The sequence below is a fragment of the Exiguobacterium sp. s91 genome, assembly GCF_018618915.1.
GTDB lineage: Bacteria > Bacillota > Bacilli > Exiguobacteriales > Exiguobacteriaceae > Exiguobacterium_A > Exiguobacterium_A abrahamii.
Genome location: NZ_JACSMZ010000001.1, coordinates 1,319,994 through 1,345,887, shown reverse-complemented (window position 1 = coordinate 1,345,887; position 25,894 = coordinate 1,319,994). Strand labels below are relative to the sequence as shown.

At 49.7% G+C, this 25,894-nt stretch carries 31 protein-coding genes; 18 read left to right on the top strand and 13 right to left on the bottom strand.

All coding sequences use genetic code 11. From position 1 onward, the window contains the following. Window positions 1–150 precede the first annotated feature (150 nt). The 3 genes from KNQ06_RS06900 to KNQ06_RS06890 form a co-directional block, all read right to left on the bottom strand. Complete coding sequence (locus tag KNQ06_RS06900) at window positions 151–612, bottom strand: hypothetical protein (protein ID WP_215147679.1); 462 nt, start codon at window positions 610–612, stop codon at window positions 151–153. Beyond that, window positions 612–818, bottom strand: a complete 207-nt coding sequence (locus tag KNQ06_RS06895; RefSeq protein ID WP_023468270.1) for a helix-turn-helix transcriptional regulator — start codon at window positions 816–818, stop codon at window positions 612–614. The genes KNQ06_RS06900 and KNQ06_RS06895 overlap by 1 nt, the downstream gene beginning before the upstream one ends. Before the next feature lie 471 nt (window positions 819–1,289). Next, a complete protein-coding gene (locus KNQ06_RS06890; RefSeq protein WP_149427343.1) occupies window positions 1,290–1,571 on the bottom strand; it encodes a hypothetical protein in 282 nt (93 codons plus the stop codon). A 226-nt stretch (window positions 1,572–1,797) separates the two neighbouring features. Between KNQ06_RS06890 and KNQ06_RS06885 the strand changes: the two genes are divergently transcribed. The 4 genes from KNQ06_RS06885 to KNQ06_RS06870 all read left to right on the top strand — a co-directional run bounded on the left by KNQ06_RS06885 (window position 1,798) and on the right by KNQ06_RS06870 (window position 4,592). Then, entirely contained in the window at window positions 1,798–1,974 is a 177-nt protein-coding gene (locus KNQ06_RS06885) for a hypothetical protein (protein ID WP_169738094.1), read from the top strand. A gap of 80 nt (window positions 1,975–2,054) precedes the next feature. Next, window positions 2,055–3,107, top strand: coding sequence for a flavin monoamine oxidase family protein (locus KNQ06_RS06880; protein WP_215147678.1), 1,053 nt, complete (start codon window positions 2,055–2,057; stop codon window positions 3,105–3,107). After that, window positions 3,104–4,015, top strand: a complete 912-nt coding sequence (locus KNQ06_RS06875; protein ID WP_215147677.1) for a PhzF family phenazine biosynthesis protein — start codon at window positions 3,104–3,106, stop codon at window positions 4,013–4,015. The genes KNQ06_RS06880 and KNQ06_RS06875 overlap by 4 nt, the downstream gene beginning before the upstream one ends. Then, window positions 3,987–4,592, top strand: a complete 606-nt coding sequence (locus KNQ06_RS06870) for an HAD-IA family hydrolase (RefSeq protein ID WP_215147676.1) — start codon at window positions 3,987–3,989, stop codon at window positions 4,590–4,592. Before KNQ06_RS06875 ends, KNQ06_RS06870 begins: the two co-directional genes overlap by 29 nt. Window positions 4,593–4,632: 40 nt before the next feature. Here the strand turns inward: KNQ06_RS06870 and KNQ06_RS06865 are convergent, their stop codons facing one another. From KNQ06_RS06865 to KNQ06_RS06855, 3 genes are all read right to left on the bottom strand, one after another. Beyond that, entirely contained in the window at window positions 4,633–5,814 is a 1,182-nt protein-coding gene (locus KNQ06_RS06865; RefSeq protein ID WP_214723174.1) for an MFS transporter, read from the bottom strand. A 17-nt stretch (window positions 5,815–5,831) separates the two neighbouring features. After that, window positions 5,832–6,425: a TetR/AcrR family transcriptional regulator gene (locus KNQ06_RS06860; protein WP_023468277.1), complete on the bottom strand. Its 594-nt coding sequence runs from the start codon at window positions 6,423–6,425 to the stop codon at window positions 5,832–5,834. 117 nt (window positions 6,426–6,542) lie between these two features. Then, the gene (locus KNQ06_RS06855) at window positions 6,543–7,595 is read right to left on the bottom strand and encodes a YrzE family protein (RefSeq protein WP_050677910.1); all 1,053 of its coding nucleotides are present in this window, start codon (window positions 7,593–7,595) and stop codon (window positions 6,543–6,545) included. Window positions 7,596–7,877: 282 nt separating this feature from the next. Here KNQ06_RS06855 and KNQ06_RS06850 point away from each other — a divergent pair, with 282 nt between their 5' ends. The 3 genes from KNQ06_RS06850 to KNQ06_RS06840 all read left to right on the top strand — a co-directional run bounded on the left by KNQ06_RS06850 (window position 7,878) and on the right by KNQ06_RS06840 (window position 11,547). Continuing rightward, entirely contained in the window at window positions 7,878–9,179 is a 1,302-nt protein-coding gene (locus KNQ06_RS06850) for a hemolysin family protein (protein WP_215147675.1), read from the top strand. A 300-nt stretch (window positions 9,180–9,479) separates the two neighbouring features. After that, window positions 9,480–10,772 carry a globin-coupled sensor protein gene (locus KNQ06_RS06845; RefSeq protein WP_149427349.1) on the top strand — a complete coding sequence of 431 codons (1,293 nt, stop codon included), beginning with the start codon at window positions 9,480–9,482 and terminating at the stop codon, window positions 10,770–10,772. A 79-nt stretch (window positions 10,773–10,851) separates the two neighbouring features. Beyond that, window positions 10,852–11,547, top strand: a complete 696-nt coding sequence (locus tag KNQ06_RS06840; protein WP_149427350.1) for a hypothetical protein — start codon at window positions 10,852–10,854, stop codon at window positions 11,545–11,547. 143 nt (window positions 11,548–11,690) lie between these two features. Here the strand turns inward: KNQ06_RS06840 and KNQ06_RS06835 are convergent, their stop codons facing one another. Next, the gene (locus KNQ06_RS06835; protein WP_244290135.1) at window positions 11,691–12,320 is read right to left on the bottom strand and encodes a serine/threonine protein kinase; all 630 of its coding nucleotides are present in this window, start codon (window positions 12,318–12,320) and stop codon (window positions 11,691–11,693) included. A gap of 145 nt (window positions 12,321–12,465) precedes the next feature. On the opposite strand from KNQ06_RS06835, the gene KNQ06_RS06830 reads away from it, so the two are divergent. From KNQ06_RS06830 to KNQ06_RS06810, 5 genes are read left to right on the top strand one after another with little or no spacing between them, the layout of a single operon-like run. Beyond that, on the top strand, window positions 12,466–13,944 hold the full coding sequence (locus KNQ06_RS06830) for a carboxypeptidase M32 (RefSeq protein ID WP_215147674.1): 1,479 nt from the start codon (window positions 12,466–12,468) through the stop codon (window positions 13,942–13,944). Then, window positions 13,944–14,666 (top strand): glycerophosphodiester phosphodiesterase, encoded by a 723-nt coding sequence (locus tag KNQ06_RS06825; protein ID WP_251133489.1) that lies wholly within the window; start codon window positions 13,944–13,946, stop codon window positions 14,664–14,666. Before KNQ06_RS06830 ends, KNQ06_RS06825 begins: the two co-directional genes overlap by 1 nt. 13 nt (window positions 14,667–14,679) lie before the next feature. Continuing rightward, window positions 14,680–15,150: a hypothetical protein gene (locus tag KNQ06_RS06820; protein ID WP_023468285.1), complete on the top strand. Its 471-nt coding sequence runs from the start codon at window positions 14,680–14,682 to the stop codon at window positions 15,148–15,150. After that, window positions 15,140–15,697: a guanylate kinase gene (locus KNQ06_RS06815; protein WP_029341679.1), complete on the top strand. Its 558-nt coding sequence runs from the start codon at window positions 15,140–15,142 to the stop codon at window positions 15,695–15,697. The genes KNQ06_RS06820 and KNQ06_RS06815 overlap by 11 nt, the downstream gene beginning before the upstream one ends. A 50-nt stretch (window positions 15,698–15,747) precedes the next feature. Beyond that, on the top strand, window positions 15,748–16,635 hold the full coding sequence (locus KNQ06_RS06810; protein ID WP_215147673.1) for a phosphotransferase family protein: 888 nt from the start codon (window positions 15,748–15,750) through the stop codon (window positions 16,633–16,635). 78 nt (window positions 16,636–16,713) lie between these two features. Here KNQ06_RS06810 and KNQ06_RS06805 read toward each other — a convergent pair whose 3' ends face one another. The 4 genes from KNQ06_RS06805 to KNQ06_RS06790 form a co-directional block, all read right to left on the bottom strand. Next, window positions 16,714–16,959: a hypothetical protein gene (locus tag KNQ06_RS06805; RefSeq protein ID WP_023468288.1), complete on the bottom strand. Its 246-nt coding sequence runs from the start codon at window positions 16,957–16,959 to the stop codon at window positions 16,714–16,716. Between the two features lie 85 nt (window positions 16,960–17,044). Continuing rightward, complete coding sequence (locus tag KNQ06_RS06800) at window positions 17,045–17,530, bottom strand: tetratricopeptide repeat protein (RefSeq protein ID WP_215147671.1); 486 nt, start codon at window positions 17,528–17,530, stop codon at window positions 17,045–17,047. Window positions 17,531–17,602: 72 nt separating this feature from the next. Next, complete coding sequence (locus KNQ06_RS06795; protein ID WP_023468290.1) at window positions 17,603–18,046, bottom strand: MarR family winged helix-turn-helix transcriptional regulator; 444 nt, start codon at window positions 18,044–18,046, stop codon at window positions 17,603–17,605. A gap of 71 nt (window positions 18,047–18,117) precedes the next feature. Continuing rightward, a complete protein-coding gene (locus tag KNQ06_RS06790) occupies window positions 18,118–19,194 on the bottom strand; it encodes a GTP pyrophosphokinase (RefSeq protein ID WP_231681756.1) in 1,077 nt (358 codons plus the stop codon). A gap of 140 nt (window positions 19,195–19,334) precedes the next feature. On the opposite strand from KNQ06_RS06790, the gene KNQ06_RS06785 reads away from it, so the two are divergent. Then, complete coding sequence (locus KNQ06_RS06785; RefSeq protein WP_050677919.1) at window positions 19,335–20,471, top strand: hypothetical protein; 1,137 nt, start codon at window positions 19,335–19,337, stop codon at window positions 20,469–20,471. Window positions 20,472–20,602: 131 nt separating this feature from the next. Here the strand turns inward: KNQ06_RS06785 and KNQ06_RS06780 are convergent, their stop codons facing one another. Further along, a complete protein-coding gene (locus tag KNQ06_RS06780; RefSeq protein WP_029341685.1) occupies window positions 20,603–21,025 on the bottom strand; it encodes an organic hydroperoxide resistance protein in 423 nt (140 codons plus the stop codon). Between the two features lie 109 nt (window positions 21,026–21,134). On the opposite strand from KNQ06_RS06780, the gene KNQ06_RS06775 reads away from it, so the two are divergent. Further along, window positions 21,135–21,566 carry a MarR family winged helix-turn-helix transcriptional regulator gene (locus tag KNQ06_RS06775; protein ID WP_023468293.1) on the top strand — a complete coding sequence of 144 codons (432 nt, stop codon included), beginning with the start codon at window positions 21,135–21,137 and terminating at the stop codon, window positions 21,564–21,566. Between the two features lie 17 nt (window positions 21,567–21,583). Here KNQ06_RS06775 and KNQ06_RS06770 read toward each other — a convergent pair whose 3' ends face one another. Then, on the bottom strand, window positions 21,584–22,039 hold the full coding sequence (locus KNQ06_RS06770; protein ID WP_064300971.1) for a hypothetical protein: 456 nt from the start codon (window positions 22,037–22,039) through the stop codon (window positions 21,584–21,586). 125 nt (window positions 22,040–22,164) lie between these two features. Between KNQ06_RS06770 and KNQ06_RS06765 the strand changes: the two genes are divergently transcribed. Genes KNQ06_RS06765 through KNQ06_RS06750 form a run of 4 tightly spaced genes read left to right on the top strand, consistent with a single transcriptional unit; the run spans window position 22,165 to window position 25,866 of the window. Further along, window positions 22,165–22,656 (top strand): PH domain-containing protein, encoded by a 492-nt coding sequence (locus KNQ06_RS06765; protein ID WP_056061365.1) that lies wholly within the window; start codon window positions 22,165–22,167, stop codon window positions 22,654–22,656. Continuing rightward, window positions 22,653–24,101 (top strand): PH domain-containing protein, encoded by a 1,449-nt coding sequence (locus KNQ06_RS06760; RefSeq protein WP_215147669.1) that lies wholly within the window; start codon window positions 22,653–22,655, stop codon window positions 24,099–24,101. Before KNQ06_RS06765 ends, KNQ06_RS06760 begins: the two co-directional genes overlap by 4 nt. Window positions 24,102–24,135: 34 nt before the next feature. Further along, complete coding sequence (locus KNQ06_RS06755; RefSeq protein ID WP_215147668.1) at window positions 24,136–25,056, top strand: alpha/beta hydrolase; 921 nt, start codon at window positions 24,136–24,138, stop codon at window positions 25,054–25,056. A gap of 18 nt (window positions 25,057–25,074) precedes the next feature. After that, on the top strand, window positions 25,075–25,866 hold the full coding sequence (locus KNQ06_RS06750) for a PP2C family serine/threonine-protein phosphatase (protein ID WP_215147667.1): 792 nt from the start codon (window positions 25,075–25,077) through the stop codon (window positions 25,864–25,866). The last annotated feature ends 28 nt before the right edge of the window (window positions 25,867–25,894 follow it).

The window sequence follows — 25,894 nt, the reverse complement described above, 5'->3', positions numbered from 1 at the left end:
GATTCGCCTTTTTGCACTTTTTCCTATCGGAGTTGCGTGTGACGAGTCATTTTTTTACGAGATAAGGATGATAGATGATTATTCTGTCACCCTTATCTTTGCAGAGAATAATTTATGAATCACCCTCCATGATGTGTTCAACAAATGATTTTAACGCCGGACGTGCACGATCCAAGCTGACATGTACGTAAGTGTTCCGATCGATAAGATAATAGCAATCGCATAGAACGGAAACGATGGATACAGTTGGAGTAACGGTTGCTCAAACAAAAAGGCAATCATTAGGACGGGAAGGCTGATCATAAAAGCAACATACGCGGCACGAGTTGCTTTACCGGTGATCAGTGCCTCACGTTCATCGGAGTCGGAAAATTCTGCTGTCGCGAACGAACGTGTACGGTCTTCTCGTAAGAAATAGCTGACGATCGAAAGGACTATCGCAATCACTAGCACTGGAAGGACACCCATTACATCTAATTTCAGCGACAATCCCGTACCGGATACAGGATCATCTTGAAATAACTGCAGATTAGCATGAATGGCACTAATGAGATAAGCAGCTAAAAAGTAGAGACAACAATTAAGTAAAGATTGAGTGACGACACGTTTCATCAGGATTCCTCCTCTAATTGAAATAGTTCCTCGATCGGGCAATCAAAGACGCGGGCAATCTGCATCGCGAGTAAGAGCGACGGTGTATAGCTTCCTTTTTCAAGTGAGATGACGGTTTGTCGTGTCACACCGATTCGTTCAGCGAACTGCTCTTGTGTCCACTTGTGCTGTTGACGATAGAGGCGGACATGGTTCGTCAGTTTCATCTGACGACCTCCTTTCCAGTTGTTTACATTGTAAAGTCGGGTTTACATTTTGTAAAGTAGACTTTACGTCATGTATGTAAAAAATGGAGCTGACTCAAAAGTCAACTCCTCAGACTGAAGACAAAGCGTAAATTTTTTTTAACGAAAAGGATTGCGCTTTTTTGTTCATCTCGAATCGTTTTCCTGGGACTAGCATCGCTTCGCTTCGCTGCAGGGTCGCTCTTGCTTATTTTCCCTAGAAAGTGATATGGAGTGAACAAAACGCTTCTTTGATCCTTCTTTTGGATATAAAAAATGACGCATTACACGCCACTCCTACAGGAAAAAGCGCGATTTTGCGCTGTCAGAGACAAACAAGACCCGTTTTCCTGCTCGAACGGAGCGGGAAAACTGGCTTGTGTCTCGCCTGAGGAAAGGGCGTGAAAAGACGCGTCATTTTTTGGGGGCAGTCATCTGAAGCCCACGTGAACATTAAAATGCGTAAGGTGTCAAAATGACAGCCATGAGACAGGCGAACGTCGTCAATCCCTGATGATGACGTAAGGATAAGAAAAGCGTGACCAGCCCAGTGATCGTCATACCGGATAAAATCCATCCTAGCCAAAACTCCGTGCTATTCGAAGCAATCGGGATGCTCAATAAGTAAGCTGTCGTGTGCGGAAAGAAGCCGATGGCATCTAAAAGGATACCGCCAAAGACACCCATCAGCAGCAAGCCGATCGACAGGCGAAATAGTGCTTGACGTTTAATCATATGCATACTCCTATTCTGTTTGGTTGACGCAAGAATTCCTACTGTTGCGCCTATTCAATATATTTCTACAAAATATTTCTACAAAAAGCGATGAATTCCTTTCTGTTATCTATCCCTGAATTTTATCAAAAATCCTTGCTTATGCACATTGATCGGAATATTCAGATAATTATCGGGTATTCTCTTGAAAACACCATCGCCGATTCAGTGGAGAGGAGAAGAGAAGATGATGCCTGAACTGATACCGGATGACCGGGAGCTCGAACGAAGGATTCGGATCGTCCATCTGTTGCGAAAACTGGGGAAAACGGACGAAGCGATTGCCCGATCCTTGTATGTTTCGATCGAATGGGTTCAATCGATTTATGAAGAAGACGACTGGCAGCAAATGCAATCATCCTAAGGCAAGGACGTCTCGTCCTTGTTTTTTCACGTGTTCCGGTATACTAAAACAAGCATCTCAAATCGAGAGGATGAAGTGAAATGAACGTTGCCATCATAGGAGCAGGAATTAGTGGTTTATATCTCGCGACGTGTATACAGGAGCTTGGACACGACGTGACGATCTATGAAGCACGTGACCGAATCGGCGGAAGAATTGAGACGGTTGATTTCAACCTAGCAGGACAATCATATGCGTTTGATCTTGGACCGACCTGGTTTTGGTCGGACAGTGAACCACTGATGGTCGATTTGATTCATCGATTCGATTTACCGACACTAGAACAATATGCGGCGGGAGCGCTTCGACTCGAACGGGCTGACGGCATCGAGTCACATGTAGTTGCGAATCAACCGACGGCGCTTCGCCTTCGTGATGGAATCCGCTCCGTTGCTACGGCACTTGCTGCACGACTCACACCGGGAACGCTTCGACTCAAGTCTCCGATCAGCCAGATTGATGTCACGAACCGGATTGTCGTCAGTAAAGGAAGGAAAAGTCAACCGTTCGATGAGATCGTTCTCGCACTACCACCACGTCTAGCGGCAAGACTATCGTATGTGCCAGCTTTACCTGAAGCAGTCCTGGATGAACTCGCAGCATTACCGACCTGGATGGCGCAGCAAGCGAAATGTCTGATTTTTTACGAGAAACCGTTTTGGCGTGATTCAGGCTGGTCCGGTCAGGCAATCAGCTGGACTGGGATGGTGCAAGAGATTCATGACGCTTCCCCACAAGACGGACCGGGAGCGTTGTTCGGTTTTTTCCGGACGCCGGCACGTGAACGACAGTTATTGACCGAGGCGGAAATCAAGGAAACGTTACTCGCGCAGCTGGTTCGTCTGTTCGGTGAACAAGCGCGTCAGTCGATTGGTTGGGCGTATAAAGACTGGTCGACGGATAGTTGGACAGCAACACGAGCTGATGCAGCACCGCTCGTGGATTTCCCGGCATATCATGCCGTTAATCTCGGAGTGGAACATGCAGCGATTTCACTGATTGGAACAGAGACCGATCCGAGTCATGGTGGACACTTAGAAGGCGCCTTACGATCCGTTGAACGCTATTTAGAAAAGAGAGGAAGAGAAAAATGATCGAGACGCTACATTATGATGTGTTTACATCGACGCCAGGAAGCGGTAATCCAGCTGGGGTCGTCTTAGACGCCGATCAATTGACTGAGTCGGAAATGCAACGAATCGCTCGTACGAACGGCTTTACCGAGACGACGTTCGTCCTGTCATCCGAGCAAGCGGACTACCGCATGCGCTACTTTGCACCGGAACGGGAAATGGATTTATGCGGCCATGGTACGATCGCTGCATTAACGGCACTCGATTCAAAAATCCGTTTATCTACGATATGTCAGATCGAGACAAAGTCAGGCATCTTGCCTGTGATGCGTTTAGCAATCGGAATGTTTCGCTTGCAACAAGGACAACCACAATTACATCAGTTTGACGGTGACATAAAGCACGTTCTAGCCGCAATCGGTCTCGAATTGAAACATCTCGATGACCGATGGCCAATCGTATACGGCAGTACTGGGAACTGGACACTGCTCCTCCCCATTCGTCGACTTGAGGACTTTCACCGGATGGTGCCGGATAACCAACGCTTTGCCACCGTGTTGACCGACTTCCCACAAGCCTCGATTCATCCGATTTGTTTCGATACATATGACCGACAAGCGACGATGCACGGACGTCACTTCTCAGCAACGGGAGCAGGAAGCATCGAAGATCCGGTTACGGGAACGGCGAGTGGTGTGATGGGCGTCTATTACCGGAAATTCATCCAGCCACTTGCAACGGAAACAGCGATCATCGTCGAACAAGGACACGAGGTGGGTCGACCCGGTCAGGTCGGAATCCGTATTTCTGGCGAAGGTCTTGATCACAGCAAATGGAAAGTCGAGATGGACGGGCAAGCCGTCTTTGTCGGCGTCAAGAGAGCGGGAGAGGAAGAGGCAGATGTTGAAACACTTCATTTGGGATTTTGATGGCACCTTGTTTGATACATATCCGGTGTTAGTCGATGTGTTCGTGGAATTACTCGAGCGTGAGGGGCGAACGGTTGAACGCGAGCAAGTAGCAGAGCTGATGGCGATCTCGGCAAAAACGACGTATGAGGCGTTTGGTGTGTCCGAAGCGTTCATTCTGAACTACAAGCAACAAAAGATGATCATCGAACAAGAACAGTCTGAACCGTTTCTCGGAATCCGTGAACTGCTAGAGGTGTTATCGACGAGAGGTGCGACGCATCATATCGTCACCCATCGCGGAACATCGATTCATGCGTTGCTTGCAAAACATGGGATGACGCATCATTTTCAAGACGTGTTGACAGTACCGGATGGATTCGCCCGAAAACCGGATCCGGAAGCTGTCACGTACTTGATCGATCGGCACCAGATGGCACGAGACGAGACGATCATGATTGGAGACCGGGAACTCGACGTCTTAGCCGGACATCGTGCCGGTATCAAGACGTGTTTGATAAGCGAACATACGAGTCAGACCGTTGCGACGTATACCATAACGTCGCCCGGTCGATTAAAGGAATTGTTACTGACATAAATACAGCCCCGCTTCCAGTGATGGAAACGGGGCTGTATTTTTAAGAAGACAATCGATCTGCTTTGGTGGCTTCAGCGCGTGGTGCACGCCAGAAATACGTCAGGAAAATACCGACTGCGAGCATGGCTGTCGCAAAATAGAACGGATAGTTCAAATTGACGTCAAAGAGTAGTCCACCAACGATCGGTCCGAGAATGTTGCCGATGCTCGTAAACATCGAGTTCATTCCGCCGACGAATCCCTGTTCATCTCCGGCAATCTTCGAAAGATAGGTCGTGACAGCGGGGCGCATCAAGTCGAACCCGACGAAGACGACCATCGTCACGAGAATGATCGAGATATAGTTCGTCACGAACGTCATCAAGACGACGAGCAGTGTCGAACCAATCAAACTGTACCGGATTAAACGAATCTCACCGAACCAGCGTGTCAAACGATCGAACAGTCCAACTTGGACGATGACGCCGACGATCGCACCGAGAGAAATTGCGAGCGCAATGTCCTTCGCCGTGAAGCCGAACTTCCGGTCGACGAACAAAGCGAATAACGACTCGAACGAGGCGAGACCGAACGATGAGATCAACAGGACAAGAAAAGCGATGAAGTAGAGCGGACTGAAGACTTTCCGGAAACCGGTCTGTTGTTTGACCGTCGTTGTCTCGTAGTGACGTTTCGGTTCTTTAAGCGTAAAGACGGATAACACCATCGCTGTCAAACCGAACGCAGCAGCAAAGAAGAACGGCGTCCGCGAGCCGAGGTCAGCGAGGAACCCACCAATCCCCGGTCCGATGATGAAACCGGTCGAGATGGCAGCAGACATATATCCGAGCGCTTTCGGACGAGTCTCGTTCGTCGTGATATCAGCGATGAATGCCGTGACGGCTGGCATGATGAAAGCCGCACTGACACCACCGAGAATCCGTGACGCGAACAGGACTTCGACGCTTTGACCGAGACCGAATAAGAGCTCGGACATACTGAAGATGAACAAACCGATGATGATCATCGGTTTACGTCCGTACTTATCGACGGCACGTCCCGCGAGTGGTGAAAGAATTAGTTGCGCAAAGGCGAAGGCGGAAACCATGTAACCGACTGTCGCCCCGGAGATGTTCAACTCGTTCATGATCGTCGGTGTGACGGGAATGACGAGTCCGATACCTAAAAAGGCGATGAATAAGTTGAGCAGGAGTGTACTTAAAATCAATGTATTGTTTTGCATAGTTCACCTCAATAGAATTAAATCGTTTTTGACATACCGCGCCAGACGATCGGCCAGACAGCTTGCTGTCGAGCGTGAAACGCGTCGACACCGTTGTAGACGAGTTCCGTCAGCGTACCTTCCGCAACCGTCAGATAGGCGAGAGCGGCACTTTTGTAATCCGTCGAATAGAGAATCTGTTCCGTTCGGTCTCGTTCGCGTAGTAATCGCGTTAATAGATCGTGCAGTGAATCGAAAAACGGATTGAAGCGGTCCGTCATTTCTTGTTCGAGCTTCTCCGGTGGAAAATAGGCAGCCCGAAGGATGAATCGCATCAGGATATCGTCTTGCTGTTCCGAAATGAACCAATCGAAGAAGCCGTGCAGCGATTGCTCGAGCGGCTGCTGCCGCGTACTCGTGAAATACGTCGCAAAGCGGCGCTTTTGTTCTTGCAAGGCGTACGTCGTCGCTTGCAGGAACAGGTCGTCCTTCCCTTTATAGTGCGCATAGATCGATGGCTTTTTTATGCCAACCTCTGTCGCGATCTCTTGCAACGATGCCCCTTCATAGCCGTGTGCGGCAAAATGATGGATGCTCGTCTGTAACAATTGTTGGGCTTTCAGATGAATCACCTTCCTAACGGTCGTTAGGTAACACTGTAACAGCAAATTTCAAATGTAGTCAATCAGATTGTCTTACCGCACAAAAAAACTGACTCCGCGAAGGCGGAATCAGTTAAGGAAGAATCATTATTTATTCATGACACGACCGCGTGTTGCGACGCGTGAGCCGACGATTCCTGCGAATGACGTAAAGATGAGAGTCAGAAGCAGTCCGACGAACGCCCAGATTGAAACTTTTGACGCCGTTTGTGTCGCTTGTTCTGTTTGCTCGCGAACATCTTGGACCGTTTTCTTGAGGTCAGCGGATGTTTCATCAAGCGTTTGTTTAGCAGTCTCAATTTGTTGCGTCGTTTCTTTTGTTGCCGTGTTGAGACCATCGACGATATTTTGCGTCGCTTCTTCCGCTTCAGCACCTGTCAAATCGGTGTTTTTCGCGACTGCATCAGCGATTTTATCTTCATCGACTGATTTCTCGATTTTTTCAGCTCGTGCTGTCAACGAATCACCAAGATCCTGGACGATCGTATCGAAGTTTTCTGGTTTCGTGATCGCTTCCTTACCAGCAGCCGTGACGTCTTCTTGAACAGCGTCAAGTTCGTTCTGCAAGTAACCTGGTTGCAATTCTTTGATGTCCGTATCTTTTAAGATTTCGTCGACGTTCCCTTCAAGCTCTTTTGTATCGACTTGTGACACGTTTTTCGTAATCGAATCGAATCCTTTCGTCGCAGCGTCTTGCGCCGTCGAAGCAACGGATCCGATACCGTTACCAGCCGCACCACCGACCGTACCGAGTAGTGAACCAACGGATTGTAACGTATTGACCGTCGTGAACGTCAAGAGAGCGAACAAGAGGATGACGCTCGTCGACCATGTCAAGAAACCGTGGACGAGACCGGCACGTGCCGACGTCACACCGGAGACGAATCCAGCAACGAACAGCGAGATGAGCAATGAAAGGATTGCCCAGATGATCAAGCCTGTTCCGACACCGTCAAACGGGTTATTCGACGTGACGTCCGTGACGCCGAGTCCGATTGCTGAACCGATTAAACTAAATAAGATTAATAAAGATAGAAATGATACCACACCTGCAAAAATCGAGCTCCATGAGATGTTACGACCTGCTCCGTCCGCTTCCGCTCGGAAATGCGACGAAAAGCCTCTGTTTGTCTTTTCCATAATAAGCACTACCTCTCCCCAAATTGGTCTTTCAAGTTCGAGATGTTCATGAATGTAAAAGCTTCATCTCAAGTTTCTTACGCGCATAGCTCTTATATAACCGGTAACTAAATAAGAGAAACCTAGTATTACAGGTACATGATTAATGGTCGTCTGAACTTCAACGAAGTGATATTGGTTGCGTTTGAAGAAAAAGCATCGTACACTCTTATCAAGTGTCACGTTATACTGTACAGTTTAAAATCAAAAGGAGGTGATCCCCCGCTTTTAGGGGGATACAAGTTGGACATCGTCTTAACACTGAATTTGTTGTTGCTCGTCGTATTGATTGGTTTGACCGCGTTTTTCGTCGGTTCGGAATTTGCTGTCGTTAAAGTCCGGATGTCACGTCTCGACCAGATGGTGCAAGAAGGAAAAAAGGGAGCAGTACTTGCGAAGAAGGTCGCAGGAGATCTCGATTATTACTTGTCGGCCTGTCAGCTCGGTATTACGATCACTGCACTTGGTCTGGGTGCACTCGGGAAACCGACCGTCGAGAAATTGTTGACACCGGTCTTTGATGAACTTGGTGTCGCCGTTGCGCTGTCAACGATTCTCTCATACAGTATCGCTTTCATCTTCGTAACGTTTCTCCACGTCGTCATCGGAGAACTTGCACCGAAGACGCTCGCGATCCAGTATGCGGAACGGATGACGTTACTGCTAGCTCCTTCACTCTATGTATTCGGAAAAGTCATGTATCCGTTCATCTGGATCATGAACGGTTCGGCCCGTGTTCTCTTGCGGATATTCGGTGTGAAACCAGCCGGTCACGAACAAGCCCATTCCGAAGAAGAGTTGAAGATCATCATGGCTCAAAGTTTTCAAAGTGGTGAGATCAATCAATCGGAACTCGCCTTGATGCAAAACGTCTTTGCGTTTGATGAGCGTGTCACACGTGACATCATGGTGCCACGGATGAACATGATGGTCATTTCGGACGAGATGAGTTGGGAAAATCTATTACAGACGATGTCTGACAATCCGTATACGCGCTACCCGGTCAGTGAAGGAACGGACAAGGATCGGATTAGTGGTTATATCAACGTCAAGGAAGTACTCGCCCATCACGCGGTACAAGACGAACGAGAACTCGCATCGTTCATCAAACCGTTGCCGGTCGTCTCGGAATTGACACCATTACAAGAAACGCTCTTGAAGATGAAGCAGACACGGTCACACATCGCTCTCGTCATCGATGAGTATGGTGGGACATCCGGTTTGATCACGATGGAGGACATTTTGGAGGAAATCGTCGGTGATATCCGAGATGAATTCGATGAAGCGGAGCAAGCCGAGATCGAACAGTTACCGGACGGCTCGTACCGCTTAGCGGGTACTGTCCTATTAGTTGAAATTGAAGAACGATTTGGTCTTCGGTTCACTGAAGCAGAGGCGGTCGACACGATCGGTGGGTATATCCAATCACGGACGGCTGCTTTTGAAGAGGGAACGATCGTCACAGATGAGGCGTTTACGCTTGAGATCTTGCGTTCTGCCCAATATCAGATTCAGGATGTCAAGTTGACCTTGCCGTCAAGCTAACAGAAAGACCCGTTTTGCTTAGTAGTTCAATCTACTGAGCTGGCGGGTCTTCTTTTATCAAACGAGGTCTTAGCGCGTTCATCAAAGAGAAGTATGATAATATTCCGGACCGACGAGCTCGCGAATCGATAAGATTTGGCGATAAAGCGAGAGTATATCTACTAGATGCTCAGGAAAGTGGTCTCTTTAATCAACAAACGTTCAAGGTTATACATAATTATTGTGATTTTCCATTCAATTGTTAGAAGTTCGAGACGATATAAGGAATGAAGTTCACAAATAAATGAGGGAGAGAAGCATATGAAATGGTTCGCGAAATCAGCATCACCGTCCTTTGATGCGCGCATCGAAGGCGAACGCGCTCATGTCGTGTTGAATGTTCCGACATCCTTACATGAACAATTACGTTTAATCGGTCTAGAAGCAGTCGATTTACAAATTGTCCGGGTCATCCGCGAAGATGTATCCCGTTGGATGCCGAGCATGGTCGACGCGTTCTACGAGGAGCTGGTTCGTGTTCCGTCACTCCGGCATTTGATTGAACAGCATTCGACGCTCGAACGATTGAAAGGCACTCTCGCTCGGCACATCCTACAAATGTTCGATGGTCAGGTGACGATGGACTACATCGAAGCCCGGCGCCGGATCGCTGAACGGCATGTTCAAATCGGGCTGCATAATAAATGGTATATCGCCGCCTTTCAAAAAGTCTGGAACGTCCTCAGTGAACAGATTGACTGCAGTGATTGGCCGGAAGCAGAACGTGTCCGGATCATGCGGGCAGCGGGGAAACTCTTCAACCTCGAGCAACAGATCGTCATGACGATGTATGAGGATCAAATCGATGAGGAACGCCAAGCGATCGCGACAGCCAAACGGCACGTCGGAGATGGCGTTCAAAAATCAACGGAAGAACTTGCTGCGATGAGTGAAGAGTCGTCAGCGAACTTCCAAGAGATTGAACGGCACGCCAAACACGTCTCGACGACGACAGACGCAATTTCAATCCAGTTGACGGAAGCGGTCAGTGAAGCAGAAGCAGGTGTCGTCCTCGTCGAAGAGGAGACACGTCGCTTTGAACATGTCGTTGCAGATTTATCACGGACGACCGAACAAGTCGCTGAACTGTCTCGTCTGTCGCAGGAAATCGAGCGAATTGCCGGGATGGTGACGACGATTTCTGATCAGACGAACCTTCTCAGCTTGAACGCCTCGATCGAAGCGGCGCGTGCCGGGGAGATGGGGCGCGGATTTACCGTCGTGGCGCAAGAAATTCGGAAACTCGCTGAAGAGAGTAAACAGTCGGCAGCCGAGACGTCGCGGATCGCCCAAGAAATCACGCAAAAGATGCTCGTCGTCTCAGAGCGGATGGGAACGACGGAGACGGCGGTTGTCCGAACGACGACGGAGATGCAACAAGTCGTCCGTGCCTTCTCACGTATTTCGGAACAGACGGATGCGGTCTCGCGGCAAATTCATGAACTATCGACCGATACGAAGGATGTCGCCGGGACGATCGAAGGTATGCGTAAGATTGCAGAAGCGATTGCTGAGACAGCGGATGACTTACAAGAAGTCGCAGCAACCTTATAAGTGATCCCTCCTTTCTACGGGAAAGGAGGATTTTTTTGTCGTTTTATGGAAAAATGTAAAGTGGAGGTGTGAAGGATTCATGATGAAAAGTCTTGGATTGATTTTTGTATGTATGATCGCTTTTGTAGGAAATTACGTGATAGCAGGTGACCTCGCTCCACGGGAGTTCTATGCCTTACTCGGTTTAATGGGTGTCGCTTTCTTGACCGGCGGGATTGAATGGTGGCAAATCCGGCGCGATTTACGTTATCGGGGAGTAGAAGAGGGGATATCCGTTCGCTTGGCAGATCGGGCGAGCCGAAAGACGAATACGGTCTTTCTCGCGCATGAACGATGGCTGACGTTCTCACGTCGATACGCCACGTGGTGGCAGGCAATCCTTGCGCGCTTCGAAAAGTTCGAATCATTTTTTCTCGACGTGACGTTCGAAGGAGACGGGGAACAATTACAAATTAAAGAGACGAGAACGGAGTGGCTACGCAATACGACACATTTCGTGATTCGCAAAGACGGACGCGATGTCGGAACGATTCGTAACGATGCGGCACTGCGTCAGCAACTGCAGCTGCAAGAAGTCTTACTCGTCTCGTATGCCGATCAGGAGTATCAGATTCGGTCCTCGACGCTTACGCGAAAAATCGGCGTCTATCAAAACGGGGATTGTATCGCGACGGGGTCACGACACGGGGCGCGACTCGTCTTTGATTGTGACACGAACGAACGTCTCTTAGCCGTCGCTAGTATGATCGTCTTTCGACTTGTTTATTCGAAGTGATTTTATTTCACTGACCGTACTATTGATTTAAAAATTCAAAGCACAAGAAGTAATAAGATAGGTCCGTTCCCCTAATGATTATATGAATACATACAAAAAAGGCGCGCTGGATCTCTACAGAAGAGAATCAGCACGCCTTTTCGTTAACCGGTCTTTCGGATCGATTCGAACAACCGTCCCTTATAGACGTCGGCAATCGTATTGAGGAACGTCTCGCTCAACTTTTTCGGGAAGAACGGTTTTGCATATACATAATGATATGCCTTCTTCAAATCATCCCATTGTGTACACGGTTCCGTTTGACGGAACCGAGCGACGTCGATGATCCGTGTTCCGTTAGCGGTCAAAAGGATATTGCGTAAATGGATGTCTGACGGGTTCAAACCGACGGATCGTGCTTGTGCTAAAGCCGTATCGACTGTCGTTAAGACGGATTCCGGGATGAACGTCCCGCTGACGAGACATTCAAATAACGTTTGACCTTCAATGTATTCAAGCACGATATAATCGGCACCGTATTCGTAGACTTGCGCATACGTCGGAAAATCAGTCAACTGTGCGTAGATGCTCCCTTCGAGATCAGCGAGCGATCGAAACGACGGGTAAAATTTCTTGATGACGCGATCCGTGCCGCGGATACGAAAGACGAACGCACTTCGTCCTGTCCCGATTAAGTCAAGTTCACTCGGAAGATGCTCGATCGTACAAACGAAGCCTGTTTCTTTCAATTGGATCAATTGCGCTAACTCAGCGTCAGTTTTCAATGGTGTCACTTCCTTTCCTCCTTCATTTCTTATACCCATTATACGCTCATCTGACAGGAAAAGTTTCAAAAATCGCTTGTGTGTGAAAGTTTTGAACATTATGTGATATGCTAAAAATGCTACACTGTTACATACTTTAAGGGGGTTTTTAATCATGTCAACGACACAACAATGGCGCGACCATTTTGATGGTCTTCGCGCATACGAAGAAGCCGTCGCATTACTTTACTGGGATATGCGGACATACATGCCGGATCAAGGCGCAGCGAACCGTTCCGCGTCGATCGGATTCCTCTCGACGGAGAGCTTCCGTCGCCGGACAGGCGAAACATACCAACAATTACTGGCAGCGATGGAGCAAGAGACGCTGACGGGTATCGAAGCGATCTCGTTCGCAAAAGCAAAAGAAGCATTCGATCGCGACTCGAAGATTCCAGAAGCCGAGTACCAAACATTCATCACGTTGATCTCTGAGGCAGAGAGCGTCTGGGAAAAGGCGAAGGACGCGAACGATTGGTCGATGTTCGAACCATACCTCGAGAAAATCGTCGCGATGGAGCGCCAGTTCGTCGAGTATTGGGGCTATGACGCGCACCCATATGACGCACTGCTCCATGATTATGAACCTGGGATGACGGTCGCGACACTCGACCCATTGTTCGCAGAACTCCGTCAAGCGATCATCGGTTTGCTCGGTCAGCTCGAAGGAAAAGACTTTCCGACGCTTGATTGGTCAGCGGACCGCGAGACACAGATCGCCTTGAACCAAGAGTGGCTCCGCGATATCGGCTATGACTTCACGTCTGGTCGCTTAGATGAGACGGTCCATCCGTTCCAGACGACGATCAACCGGAAGGACGCACGCATCACGACGAAATACGATGAGAACGACTACCGGAACTCTGTCTTCGGCACGATGCATGAAGCCGGACACGCGACGTATGAGCAAGGGATCGAACCGGAACTCGATTCACTCGGTCTTGGTAACGGGGCTTCGATGGGGATTCACGAATCACAATCACTGTTCTTTGAGAACTTCATCGGACGCAACCAAGGTTTCCTCGACGCACGTTATCATGGCTTACAACAAGCGATTCCGTCACTGGCTGACGTTCCGTTCGAACGCTTCTATGCCGCGGTCAATGAAGTCAAACCGTCACTGATTCGGATCGAAGCCGATGAATTGACGTATGCGCTTCATATCATCATCCGCTATGAGCTGGAAAAACGCTTGATGACGAAAGAGCTCGAAGTCAAGAATCTTCCGCAAGAATGGAACCGTCTCTATAAAGAGTATCTCGGTGTGGATGTGCCGAGTGACTCAAAAGGCGTCTTACAGGACGTCCATTGGTCAGGTGGCTCGTTCGGTTACTTCCCAAGTTACGCGCTCGGTCTCGTCTATGCGGCACAGCTCAACGAAGCGCTTCGTCGTGACGTCGATAACGTCGATGGTCTGATCGCGGCCGGAACACTCGCTCCAATCAAAGGCTGGCTAAAAGAGAACATCCACCGTCACGGGAAATCGAAGACACCGGCTGAACTGATCGAAGCAGCAACGGGTCAATCGATCTCGGTCGCACCACTCGTCAACTACTTGACGAAGAAATACACGCGTGTCGTCGAGGCACTCTGATGTTATGGTTCGCACACCGCGGCGTCAGTGACCGTTTTCCGGAGAACACGCTTGAAGCCATCGCTGCTGCGATTAAAGACGACGTCGATGGGGTCGAATTCGATGTCCATTTCTCAAAGGACGGTGTCGGTGTCATCATTCACGATGAGACCGTCAACCGGACGACGAACGGGAAGGGGCGCGTCATCGACATGACGGTTGCCGAACTGCAGGCGCTGGATGCTGGAGCACGATTCAAAGGGGAACCGATCAAGACGAAGATTCCGACGCTTGACGAAGTCCTCGCAATCCTTGCACCAGTGACCCTACGGCTCAACATCGAGCTGAAGACGGATACGATTCGCTATGACGGGCTTGAAGCGTATGTCCTTGAACGCTGTGCATCGCACGGCATCGCGACCGACCGGCTGTTATTCAGTTCGTTCAACCATTATTCGGTTGCCTTGATTCGGAAGCTCGACCCAAGCGTTGAGACGGCGATTCTCTATCCGTATCCGATCTATCATCCGGAAGAACAAGCCCTCCGGATTGGTGCGACCGGTATCCATCCCGATTATCGACGGGTGACGGAAGCGGACGTCGCGTTCGCTCACGCGCAAGACGTCACGGTCCGGGTTTACACTCCGAAGACGGTCGAGGATGTCCGGCAGATGCAGCGGATCGGCGTCGACGCCGTCATCGTCAATGATCCAAAAGGGATGCGCGATACACTCGAAGGATGAGGAGGAGGAAGGGATGCGCAAGGAATACGTATTCGTCATCAGTTTGTCGCTCGTCGCTTTATTCGTCGGACTTCAGCTTGGCTTTGCCCGCTTGCCGGAACCAAAACCGAAGCAAGTGACGACGACACCGATGCGTCCTGCGGATTATCAGGCAGGACTTGCGTCAGCGAAACGGGAACTGAAGCAGATTCAGCGCTTCACCTTGAAAAGCACCCTTCCTGCGGATGGAACGACGGTGACCTGGATTTATGAGACCCCATCCGATGAACGAATTGCGGTCGATTGGTATTACGTCGAGAGTTATCCGGAAGAACAAGTCCAGATGACACGAAACGAGACATCCCGGATCATCTCGTACGAACGCTATTTAATCGTCATCCGACCGATTTACGGAACGGTCGTCGATAGTGAACTGGAACAGTTCGCTCTTCGCTTTACAGGTTACTTCACGACACAACAACAGGGGGAAAACGATGTCAGGTAAAATCATTCTCTTGATTGGTGGATCGGGCAGCGGAAAGTCCTCCCTGATCAAACGTCTGCGGACGGAATACGCGCACGTCCGGTTCATCCCGTCGGTGACGACCCGACCGAAACGACCGACGGAGATTGATGGAGCAAGCTATCATTTCGTCGACGTCAAGACGTTCCAACAATTGATCCAAGACGACGGCTTCATCGAATACGCCCACGTCCACCGGGCGTGGTACGGGACACCGCGTCAAGCGTATGTCGATGTCCTCGAACAGGATCAAATCGTCATCAAGGACATCGATCCGAAAGGGGCGGCGAACTTCAAGCGTCTGTTCGGCGACCAAGTGATCACGATTTTCGTCTCGGTCCCACCCGACTTGATGAAGGAACGACTGTTGATGCGCGGGGATACACCGGAGTTCGAAGCGCGACTCGTCGATTACGAGGAAGCGTGGAAAGACCGCGATCATTATGATTATATGATCGAAAACATCGATTTTGAGACAGCGTATGCCGATCTGCTTGAGATCATTGCTGGCTACATTCCACAGGCATGACGAAGAGGACGCAAGATGCGTCCTCTTTTTGATGTCAGAAAGGAGTCTTCATGCTACCTTTGCATCCCTTACTCACGAACGTTGAGAGCGAAAGACAGTTATCTGGACGATCGCGCCAAGCCGTCTGGTCCGTCAAGACAGCAACAGCGCACTACATCGTCAAGGTCGTGACGGATCCGTCTAGTCGTCAATTTGAACGAGAAGCCGCTTTAGCGATTCCAAAACAAGAGGGAATCTCTCATGCCTTACCGCTAGCGACCGGACGGACCGCAACGACTGCTTACGGCATCTATCCGTACCTCCCCGGACAAACCGTTCGAAGCGTACTCGAGGAGTCACCGGAATTAGCGCCCCGACTCGGTCAGGAGACAGGGCGAGCGTTGAGACGCATTCATGACGTCACCGCACCGAGCGGAATAACGTCATGGAGCGAACGTTGTCAGGCGAAACACGATCGCTATCGCGCGGCGATTGACGGGTTGCTTGAGCCAACGTGGATCAAGCGTCTTGATCGATTCATTAGCGAGCGGATTCCGTTACTTCAGACACGTCCAAACCGGTTGCAACATGATGACGTTCATCTCGATAATCTCCTTGTCGAGGATGGGCATCTTTCCGCCTTCCTTGATTATGGGAACCATGATTATGGCGATCCGTGGCATGACTTCGTCAAATGTGGTCTGTTTCAGGTCGAGACGAGTCCGCTATTTGCCCGTCACATGATCGAAGGATATTTCGATAAAGAAGTACCGTCCGACTTTTGGCGAATGTATAGTCTTTACATGGCGATGGTCGTCTTCTCGGCACTCGCCTGGGCGAAGCGGTTCGATGCAGACGGAATGCAAGCGATGCAACGACGTGTCGAGCGAATCATTCAGGATCATGCTGGATTTCAGCGGGACATCCCGCTTTGGTATGAAGGGCAACGTCATGACTAAAAAACAACGGGTTCGTTTCTTTTTAAGAAGAGACGAACCCGTTGTTTTTATAGGTGAATCTTAAGATGAAAATAGAGATTACCACTCGAAGCCTTCTTCACTATACTTGCCGTTCGAATTGAAGAATCGTTCTTCTGTTTTACCGTTTACCGTACTCGTATAAATGACGTAGACGTCGAGATGATCATTCTGATCCGCCATCTTTTTAGCAGCTTTCTTAGCATCGGCTTCATTCGTATATGTCTCTGACTTGCTTGCCTTGCCGTGTTTTTCTTGCCCTTGTTCTTCGTAACCTTCTACTGTCCATACTTTTTTTGATGACATTCTTAACTTCCTTTCCTGCCAAAAGCGAGTCCGCTTGGCTGTTACATTATGCTGTGCAAAACGATCACTCGTCAACCGTTGCTGTTCATTCTTTGACGATCTCGTCCAAATGATCGGCATAATAACGGATTGCTCGGTCAAATGTCTGGATCGATGTGTCCGACGACGTCGTAGCAAGACTCTTCAGCAACCGACCGACCGCCTGATCGGCTTGACCCAGATTGTACTCCGTCATCGCGAGGAAGGCTTGCAGGGCATGGGCGTCCGGAAACTCACGGAGCGCACGATGGAACACGTCTGACGCAACTTCGAACTGACCGATGACGCGATACGTACTGCCGAGCCCGATATATGCCTGCAGACGGTTCTCACCTGTAAGACCGAGGGCTAGGGCTTGTTCGTAATAGGGAACAGCAGCCTGCTCCTCACCGAGACTATCATGACACCACGCCATCTGATAGAGGACGGTCGGGTCGTTAGGTGCCGTCTCGACATACTGACGGACGACTGCCTTCGCTGCTTCATATTGCCCCGTCTGTCGTAACTGTTGCACCGATTCGAAATCAAACATCGCGTATCCTCCTCATTTATAAACTAAAAAACGGACCCGGTCGTCCTGACCGGATCCGTTCGATTGAACAGCTTAGATTGTTTTTTCAAGCTTCGTCAAGAGCGTCCGGAACAGTTCGAGTTCCTGATCCGAGAAGTCCTCGAAGACGTCTGCGAGGTAATCCATCTTCATCGATTCGAGTTTTTCATAGAGCTCGATGCCTTTTGGAGTGGCGCGGAGTTCGACGACACGACGATCGAGTTCACTTCGCTCACGCGAGATCAACTCTTTTTTTGTCAATTCGTCTGCTAATGCCGTGATCATGCTCGCTGAGAATTGGAACTCCTGCGAGAGGGCAGAGGCGATTTGCGGACTGTTCGCACAAAGGGACTTCAAGATGAAGAATTCATTGCGTGTCAAGTAAGTCGTGAACATGCTACGCACGTCCTTTTTGATCGCGCGGTAGTTCATCCGTAATCCTTTTTCTGTATCAACGATCAACTGATCGCGTTGTGCTACTTCTAGTGTAGTTGCCATGTATCGTTCACTCTTTCTATACCGTAGTTTCTTTCACTCGTGATTTAGTATAGTGAAAAATTTTAGTTTAATCAATATTTTTCTCTTGAATCATCTGTTTCGACGACGCGGGCGACTTGGGCGACGATCTCTTCGACGTTGCGCAGTTCCGGGTAGAAGCGGCGGAAGAAGTAGTCGATCCGGTGTGTATCTTCGCCAGCAATCGTCAGTGCCATGCAGATATAGGCGATGCCGATTCCTTGACGGGGCAGGAACGGATTCGGCATGACCTTCGCACAGCGTAAAGCGAGCGGACTGTGGGTCGTGACGGCTTCAATCAATTCCCCGTATGTCCGGATATCGACATAATGGAACATCCGAATCAGTTCGTTGATCAGTTGTTGATCGGAATCGAGCATCATTTGCGATGTAACGAGTCGTTTATCGAGCTCGTTGATGACCGGGGAGTGATCGATGAAGTAGTTCAAGTTATCTGCCGTGATCCGGACTTGATGGGGGTCAGACAAGATTTGTTGAACGGTCTCGTCTTCAAATTGTTTTAACTGTTTCTTGATGTTGACGAACTCCTGATCGGCGATCTCGAGTAATCCTGCCACCCGACTGAAGCTGCGCCGGACTTCTGCTGGGACACTGTTCGGATTTTTATATCCGAGATCATGTTCGATCTCCGCCCACGCGTGTTGCAGGATCGAGCGGATCTGGATCTCAGCCGTGTAATCCTTGAAACGACCATACTCGCTCAGGGCAAGCCGCTGATCGCTCAGTGAAGCGACGAAGTGGACCGAGAGATAACCGAATTCCGTCGTATCGAGCAACGTCGACTTATCGACCGATTGATCGCGATCGATCGCGAACTCATTCTCGATGATGCGTGCCGCTTCCCGGACGTCGTCATGGAAATAAGTGACGATCCGGATCCCGGTCAAGTCATGGACGTCCTTAAGTGAACGGTATTTGTTCGGTTGCCGTAAGACTTTTTGATACAGACTCTCGGAGTCCTTCGTCCGGGCGACGATCGAGTGGTATTTGATGCCTGCCGCGTCGAGCAACTCGGACAAGAGCATCTTCAACTTGTCGGCGTAGGCATCGTATTCTTCCTTATCGTTGACATATTCGAGCATCATCGTATTTAAATCTTGTGATTGCACCGTTTCGCACCTTCCTCATCCTGTAGTCATCTAGCCATATTGTAGCACTCTGCTTCGTTAAACGCACAGCAAGACCCTGTTTGAAGCAGTACGATTCGTGGGAAAAAGACAAGTAGTACGTGTCCGGGAGGAGATTAATCATGGAAATAGTGGATGCCCGTGCTTTACCCGCCGATCATATGGATGTTTTGCATGTCACACCATCGTCGATCTATTTTCGACGTCGTCTTGATGACGCCCGTTACCACATCAGCCGGTATGATCTTGAAGATCAAGAACAGGTCGATCTAACGCCAGAAGCCTTGACGGATCACGGACCAACCCGACCGTTCGTGCGGCACGGAAGAGTCTATTGTTTGAATGAACATACGCAAGAACAGGGCGGGGAGACGGAAGTGCTCGTCATCGATCTCTTGTCCGGTAAACGGGAGCAGATTGCATCGTTTTATGTCGAAGGGGATTTGACGCTCTACTGGGTGCTCAATGAGAACTATCTCGTATTCTTACAGACGACGGATACGACGTCCGCGTTTCTGTATGACGTCAAGGATGAATCGCGGCAGACGATTCGCGATCCACGGCTCTACGGGATGACGGAGAATTACCGGGAACTCTATTTCTTTCTCGTCACGCTCGAAGACAAGGAGTACATCGTCTGTAATGCTCGGCTCGATGAGTTCTCGTTCTATGATGCCCTTGAAAGTGGTGTCATCTCACCAGAAGATCCGATCGACCACTCGGAAAGTCTGTTGATTGCCCCACTGCCGACCTTGATCGAGGAGATCGAACGCGGTGTTGAGCACTTATCGTTCGCAACCTTGTTGAAGTTAGAAGGGGAAGGGGATACCGTCCAGTATCTCGGAGAACAGGAAGGGCATCTGATCTTTAGTGCCTATACTGACCGTCTAAACGAAGAAATCTTTTACCGGATCGACACGGAAGCGAGTGTCGAAGAGGTTGCCCGAATTCAGTGGAGTGACTATGAACCGCTCGACTTCACGTACGATGACGTCGAGTCGACGATCTTCATCGTCAATGACCGGTCTGAACACCATCATGAAGTGATCAACTTACGCAACGGTGCCCGATTCCTCGATAAGGAACCGTTCGAACGTGTCTTACGTGGACGCTTCTATTTACACGAAGCGATCGGAGACGACGCGGAACCGATGGTCACGGTTTACGACGCAGAACATAATGAACGCTACCGGTTCGAGGATGCCTATTATGTCACCGTGTCCGGGGAACTCGTCATCTTATCGGTCCATCAACTATAAAAAAGAGCGGTTGTTCTTTTCGTGAGAGCAACCGTTCATCATCAAGAATATAATTATTTCAACTACCGAAATTATTATAAAAAATAAAAACCAGCCGAGAGTAAACCTCAGGCTGGCTAGAAATGCTACACTTATTCTGCGTCAGTCGTACGTGTATAGACGTCGACTTGGATGTTTCCAGCAGTTGCACGTGAGTAAGGGCAGACCGTATGCGCAACTTTCGCAAGTTCAGCCGCCGCTTCTTCCGAGATCCCGCGGACGAGAACATCGAGTTCGACAGAGAGCATGAATCCGTCAGCTGCTTCGTTTAATGTTACGTGTGCTGTAACTTCACTTCCGTCGTGTTTGATGCCTTGTTTACGAGCAACGAGATTCAATGCAGAGTCGAAGCAAGCAGAATATCCTGCAGCAAAGAGTTGCTCTGGGTTCGTTGCTTGTTTTTTCGATCCTGGTACCGGCATTGCGAGGGCGACGTCAAGGATTCCGTCCTCCGATACGACGCGTCCGTCGCGACCTCCGACAGCTGTTGCAGATGATGTGAACATTGGTTTCATGTGTGTAACTCCCTTTCGTTGTTAGATTCAAATAAGTAGCTTACAATTAGATTGTATACAATTTAAATCAAAATGCAACTCGTTTGCTCACGATAGGAGGAATTTTTTTATGAACCCATTAGCGTTAGATGAACAACTCTGTTTTCCGTTTTATGCGATTTCGCGTGAGATCACGCGTCGTTATCGTCCGTTACTTGAACCACTTGGTCTGACGTATCCGCAATATCTCGTCATGCTCGTCGTCTGGGAGGAGGAGGGACAATCGCTGAAAGCCATCGGTGAACGGCTCCATCTTGATTCGGGAACGTTGACACCGTTACTGAAGAAACTCGAAGCAGCAGATCTGTTGCGACGCGTCCGTAAACCGGAAGACGAACGGCACATCCAGATTTTTTTGACAGATGCCGGTCGTGCGTTACGGAAACAAGCAGAGACCGTTCCGCTTGATCTCGTCCAAACACTCGACGTCGACGAAGAAGACTTGCGCGTCGTCAAAGCGGCACTGAATCGTCTCGTCATGAAAATGAGCGACCCGGATTAACCGGATCGCTCATTGTCTTATTTACGGCGAAAGCCTTCTTCTTCAAGATAGTTCGCTGCTTCCTTATACGAGTTGAATGCACCGTCTAAAAGATCACCAGCGTAGACGAGCCACGTGTCGATGTCTTCATTGAGCAACGTCAATTCAAACTGATTATCGTTGACCCATGTTTCTTCGAGTGTTTCGACCGATTGGACCGTCGAGAGTGCTTTGATTGCATCTTCTAATAAGAGAATTAAAGCAGGCTCTGAGAATTCACGGATATTAACGAATCCTTTTTCGTCCGTTTCATAACCTGGTAGACCAGCGGCATAGACGAAGCCGTTCCCGTTCGGATGCAAATGATAGACGAGATTCTTCTTCTCATACTGACTGTCCGGGAATTGGAAATTGATGCGCTTTAGCGAGACATCTTTGCGGACGAGTTGTGGGAAGGTCTCGATAATTCGTAGTTTTTCTTCAAAAGTTAACATGGTTCCTCCTTGGTGTTACAGTTCTTCACTTCTATATATGCGATGAAATCAAACAAAATGTCAACCGCTGTCTGAAACCAAGCGACGTTTTTAACCGTAAATGGAAACGAAAGGAAGTGTTTTTGATGTCTACTGTACAATGGCATACGTTGCCAGAACGATCGATTCGAGCAGAACGGCTCGGATTGTTGCCGTTACACGGCTTGATCGCCGTCATTTTGATCGGAACGACGATCACTCAAGTCATGTGGCTCGACCTGACACCCTGGTGGATGGGTATCGTCGGTCTGCTTTGGCTGATCTATTTCATTCCCCGTATCGTCTACATACCCGTTCTTCGCTTGAAGTATATGCGTTATCGCATCGATGAGGAATTTCTCGTCGTCCGCAACGGCATCTTCTTCCGCCGCGAAGTCACCGTGCCGCTCGTCAAGGTGCAATTGATCGATAGTCAAACGGGACCGATCCTGCGTCGCTATGATTTGATCACACTTGATATTCGAACGGCATCCGGCTTCGTCACGTTAACTCGACTCGATCGTGCGCAAGGAGACGCGCTACGCACACAAGTCGAACGATTCGCGAAACTCGAGGAGCGGGAGGAGGAATCGTTATGACCCGGCGCGTCCACCCGCTGTTCATCGTGATGTCGAGTATCTCGATTATCCGCTCGCTCCTGATTCCGTTCGCCGCCTTGATTTTAAATGCGATCCGCAAAGGCGAGATCAACACCTATACGTGGATCGGGATCAGTGTTGGGATTGTGTTCGTCCTCTTATACGGGATCGCCTCCTGGTATTTCTATACGTTCACGATCGATGCCGAGACGATTCGGGTCCGCAAAGGGATTTTCCAAAAAAGTGAACGGACGACGCAACGTAAACGGATCGAGTCGATCGGCATCCAGCAAAATGTCATCGAACGACTGCTGCGTCTTGCGACGTTGACCGTCGAGACGTCGTCCGAGAGCGGAACACCAGAAGTCGAACTAAAGGGAATCCGTCTTGATTTTGCGAAAGAACTAAAGTCGTCGATCAAAAATGAGGGACAGCTCGTCGTCGAAGAACAACAGGAAGAAGTCGCCTATACGATCCCGGTCCGCGATTTGGCATTAGCCGGTTCCTTGTCAGGACGCGTCGGACTGGCGCTCGTCGGGATCGGAACCGCCTATCAATTCATCGATCAGTTCATTGAACGTTATGTCGATCGACTGTTCTCGGAGCTCGCGCATTTATCACTGTTCGTCTTGACGGGACTTGGCGTAATCGTCTTACTCGTCATCTACATCGGCTCGATCATCGTCTATATCTTGAAGTACGGTTCGTACCGTGCCGTCTTGCAACATAACCGGTTATTGATCGGATACGGGATGTTGAACCGGACCGAGGTCGCGTTTCATGCCGACAAGATTCAAGCCCTCGTCATTCAGGAAAGCTGGATTCAGCGGTTGATTGGACGGGCTAGCCTGTCCTTGCACATCATCTCGGCGACTGGAGAAAAGGAGCGACTGTTGCTCCATCCGTTCATCCGGACGAACGAGATTGATCCGTTCCTAGCGACGTATCTACCGCGCTTTCGTCAGTTCCACCCGCAGCATGAAGTTGCACCGATCGGCTTTCGCTACCGGGTTCGTTGGCCATTACTCGGTTATGCGCTGTTATTTACGGCACTAAGCAGTGTCGTCATCATCGTCCTTGATTCCTCATGGCGCTTCTTAATCTTGCTTCTATTCATCTGGTTACCGTTCTATTACTTCGCTGTGCGTAGCGGTTACCGAAAGACCCGTTTTGGCACCGGACACGATCTCTTGATGTTACGCAAACAATGGGTCCAAAAAGAGACTGTCTATACGCCACGACTGAAGATCGAGGAATTGACCTGGTCCGTCTCCCGCTGGCTCGAAGCAAAGGAGATTGCCCGGATCGAAATTCAATTACGAGGCAATACTGCCTTTAACGCGCTTTATTTTGAACGAACGGATATCGATACCTTACAACGCTGGTATAAACAATCGTTCCTTTCGACCCCGTTAGCAGGGGAAGTGAAAACCGACGACGAATAAGGAAAGACTCACTGTCGGAAAGGAAGCGAAGCACATGCGCAAATGGGGAATCGGCATCGTGTTGCTCGTCACGTGTCTGCTACTGTTCATCGTCTATGATGGATACCGGATGCAAGAAACATTGATCGGTCAGTCGGACGCTTCTCCGATTCTGAAGACGACGAGAACGGACGGACAGGTGACGAACGACGAGACATGGTTCAAACAAACGAGCGAGACACAGCAATGGTCGAAGGACGGGCTCGTCCGCTTCGGTCGTTATCTACCGGTTGACGGTAGCAAACAGACAGTCCTCCTCGTCCCGGATGAGATGATGTTTTCACAGACCGGTGTTTATGCACTTGCCCGCTATTACCATGAGGCGGATTTCAATGTCTTACTCATCGAACGGCGTGGTCAGGATCGTAGCGGTGGCGTCCGGAATTACGGTTGGCTCGATCGACTGGATGTCTTGGACTGGACGAAGCGCTTGCTTGCTGAAAACGGAGACGATACACGGATCGTCTATCATGGACTCGGTGTCGGCGCATCGACCGTCTTACTCGCTTCTGGTGAGACCGTACCGACACAAGTCCGGGCGATCGTTGCTGAAGGAGCTTACGCCCGACTCGACGACTGGTTCAGTCTACTTGCGGACGAACAGATCCGTTACCCGGCACTGCCGTCTCTGACGGTCGCGAGCATGTGGAACAAAGGCGAGCAAGATTTCTTTTATGGCGACGTCTCGGTGACCCGTCAAGCAACGAAGAGTCGGGTTCCGACGATGTTCATTCATGGAATGAAGGACGAACTCGTCCCGGTTCGGATGATGTACGAACTGTATCAAGCAAAAACGGGATTAAAGCAATTGTATCCGGTTCGTGATGCCGGTCATGACGAGACGTATACGATGGACCCGGATAACTACGAAAAACGATTACGCTTATTCTTGCAACCGTACTTGCGGGAGATGTAAAGAAGGGAAGACTGATGCATGCAGACGACACATCCATCCTACTACTGGGTCGGATCCGACGAACCATTCGTCGACACGAAGCAGATGGACCAGATTGGTCGGATAACGCTCGGGCGATTCGGAGGCTGCTCAAGAAGCGGTCAATATAAAAATGAAGACGGGGCTGCCATCTTGATCGGCGACGATTGGGAGATGACCGTCGTCTTGGACGCTCATAAGACAGCAGATAGTGCGGCACTTGTCTTACAGCAGTTAGCACAACACGAGTCGCGCATTCGGACTGATCTTGATGCCCCACTTACGGACGCATTCCAACGAATCGAGACGACCGTGCTGGATCTATTTCAAGATCCGGACTTTTTAGCGGCGTGTGCGACGTTGCAAGGGGAGACGGCGTGTCTGATTGCGGTCCGCAAAGGACGGTTCATCTGGTGGTTCTCGGTCGGTGACGTCGTCTTGTATCTGTTTCACCCGGAGCTGATGAAGATGGGACAAGCCGCTTTGAACCAGCGTCAATTCTATGAATGGATTGGACGCGCGAACACGTTTGCGTTACCGGTCCCGAGTTACGCGCGTGGGATCCGCGAATTGCGTCAAGGCGAGAATCAGTTGTTCGTGACGACGGATGGTTTGCTTGAGTGCCCGGGAACCCCATATGCTGACGCGATGCAGATCGAGGACACTTTACGATCAGGTGGTGTCAAAGAACTTCTCTCGACGATCGAGGCACAGGGTGTTCGTGACAGTACGACGGTCGTTACATGGACCGTAACGATTGACGAACGCGTCACCCAACCTAGTGATACATGAAATAACCCGCGCTCCTGCTTGAGCGCGG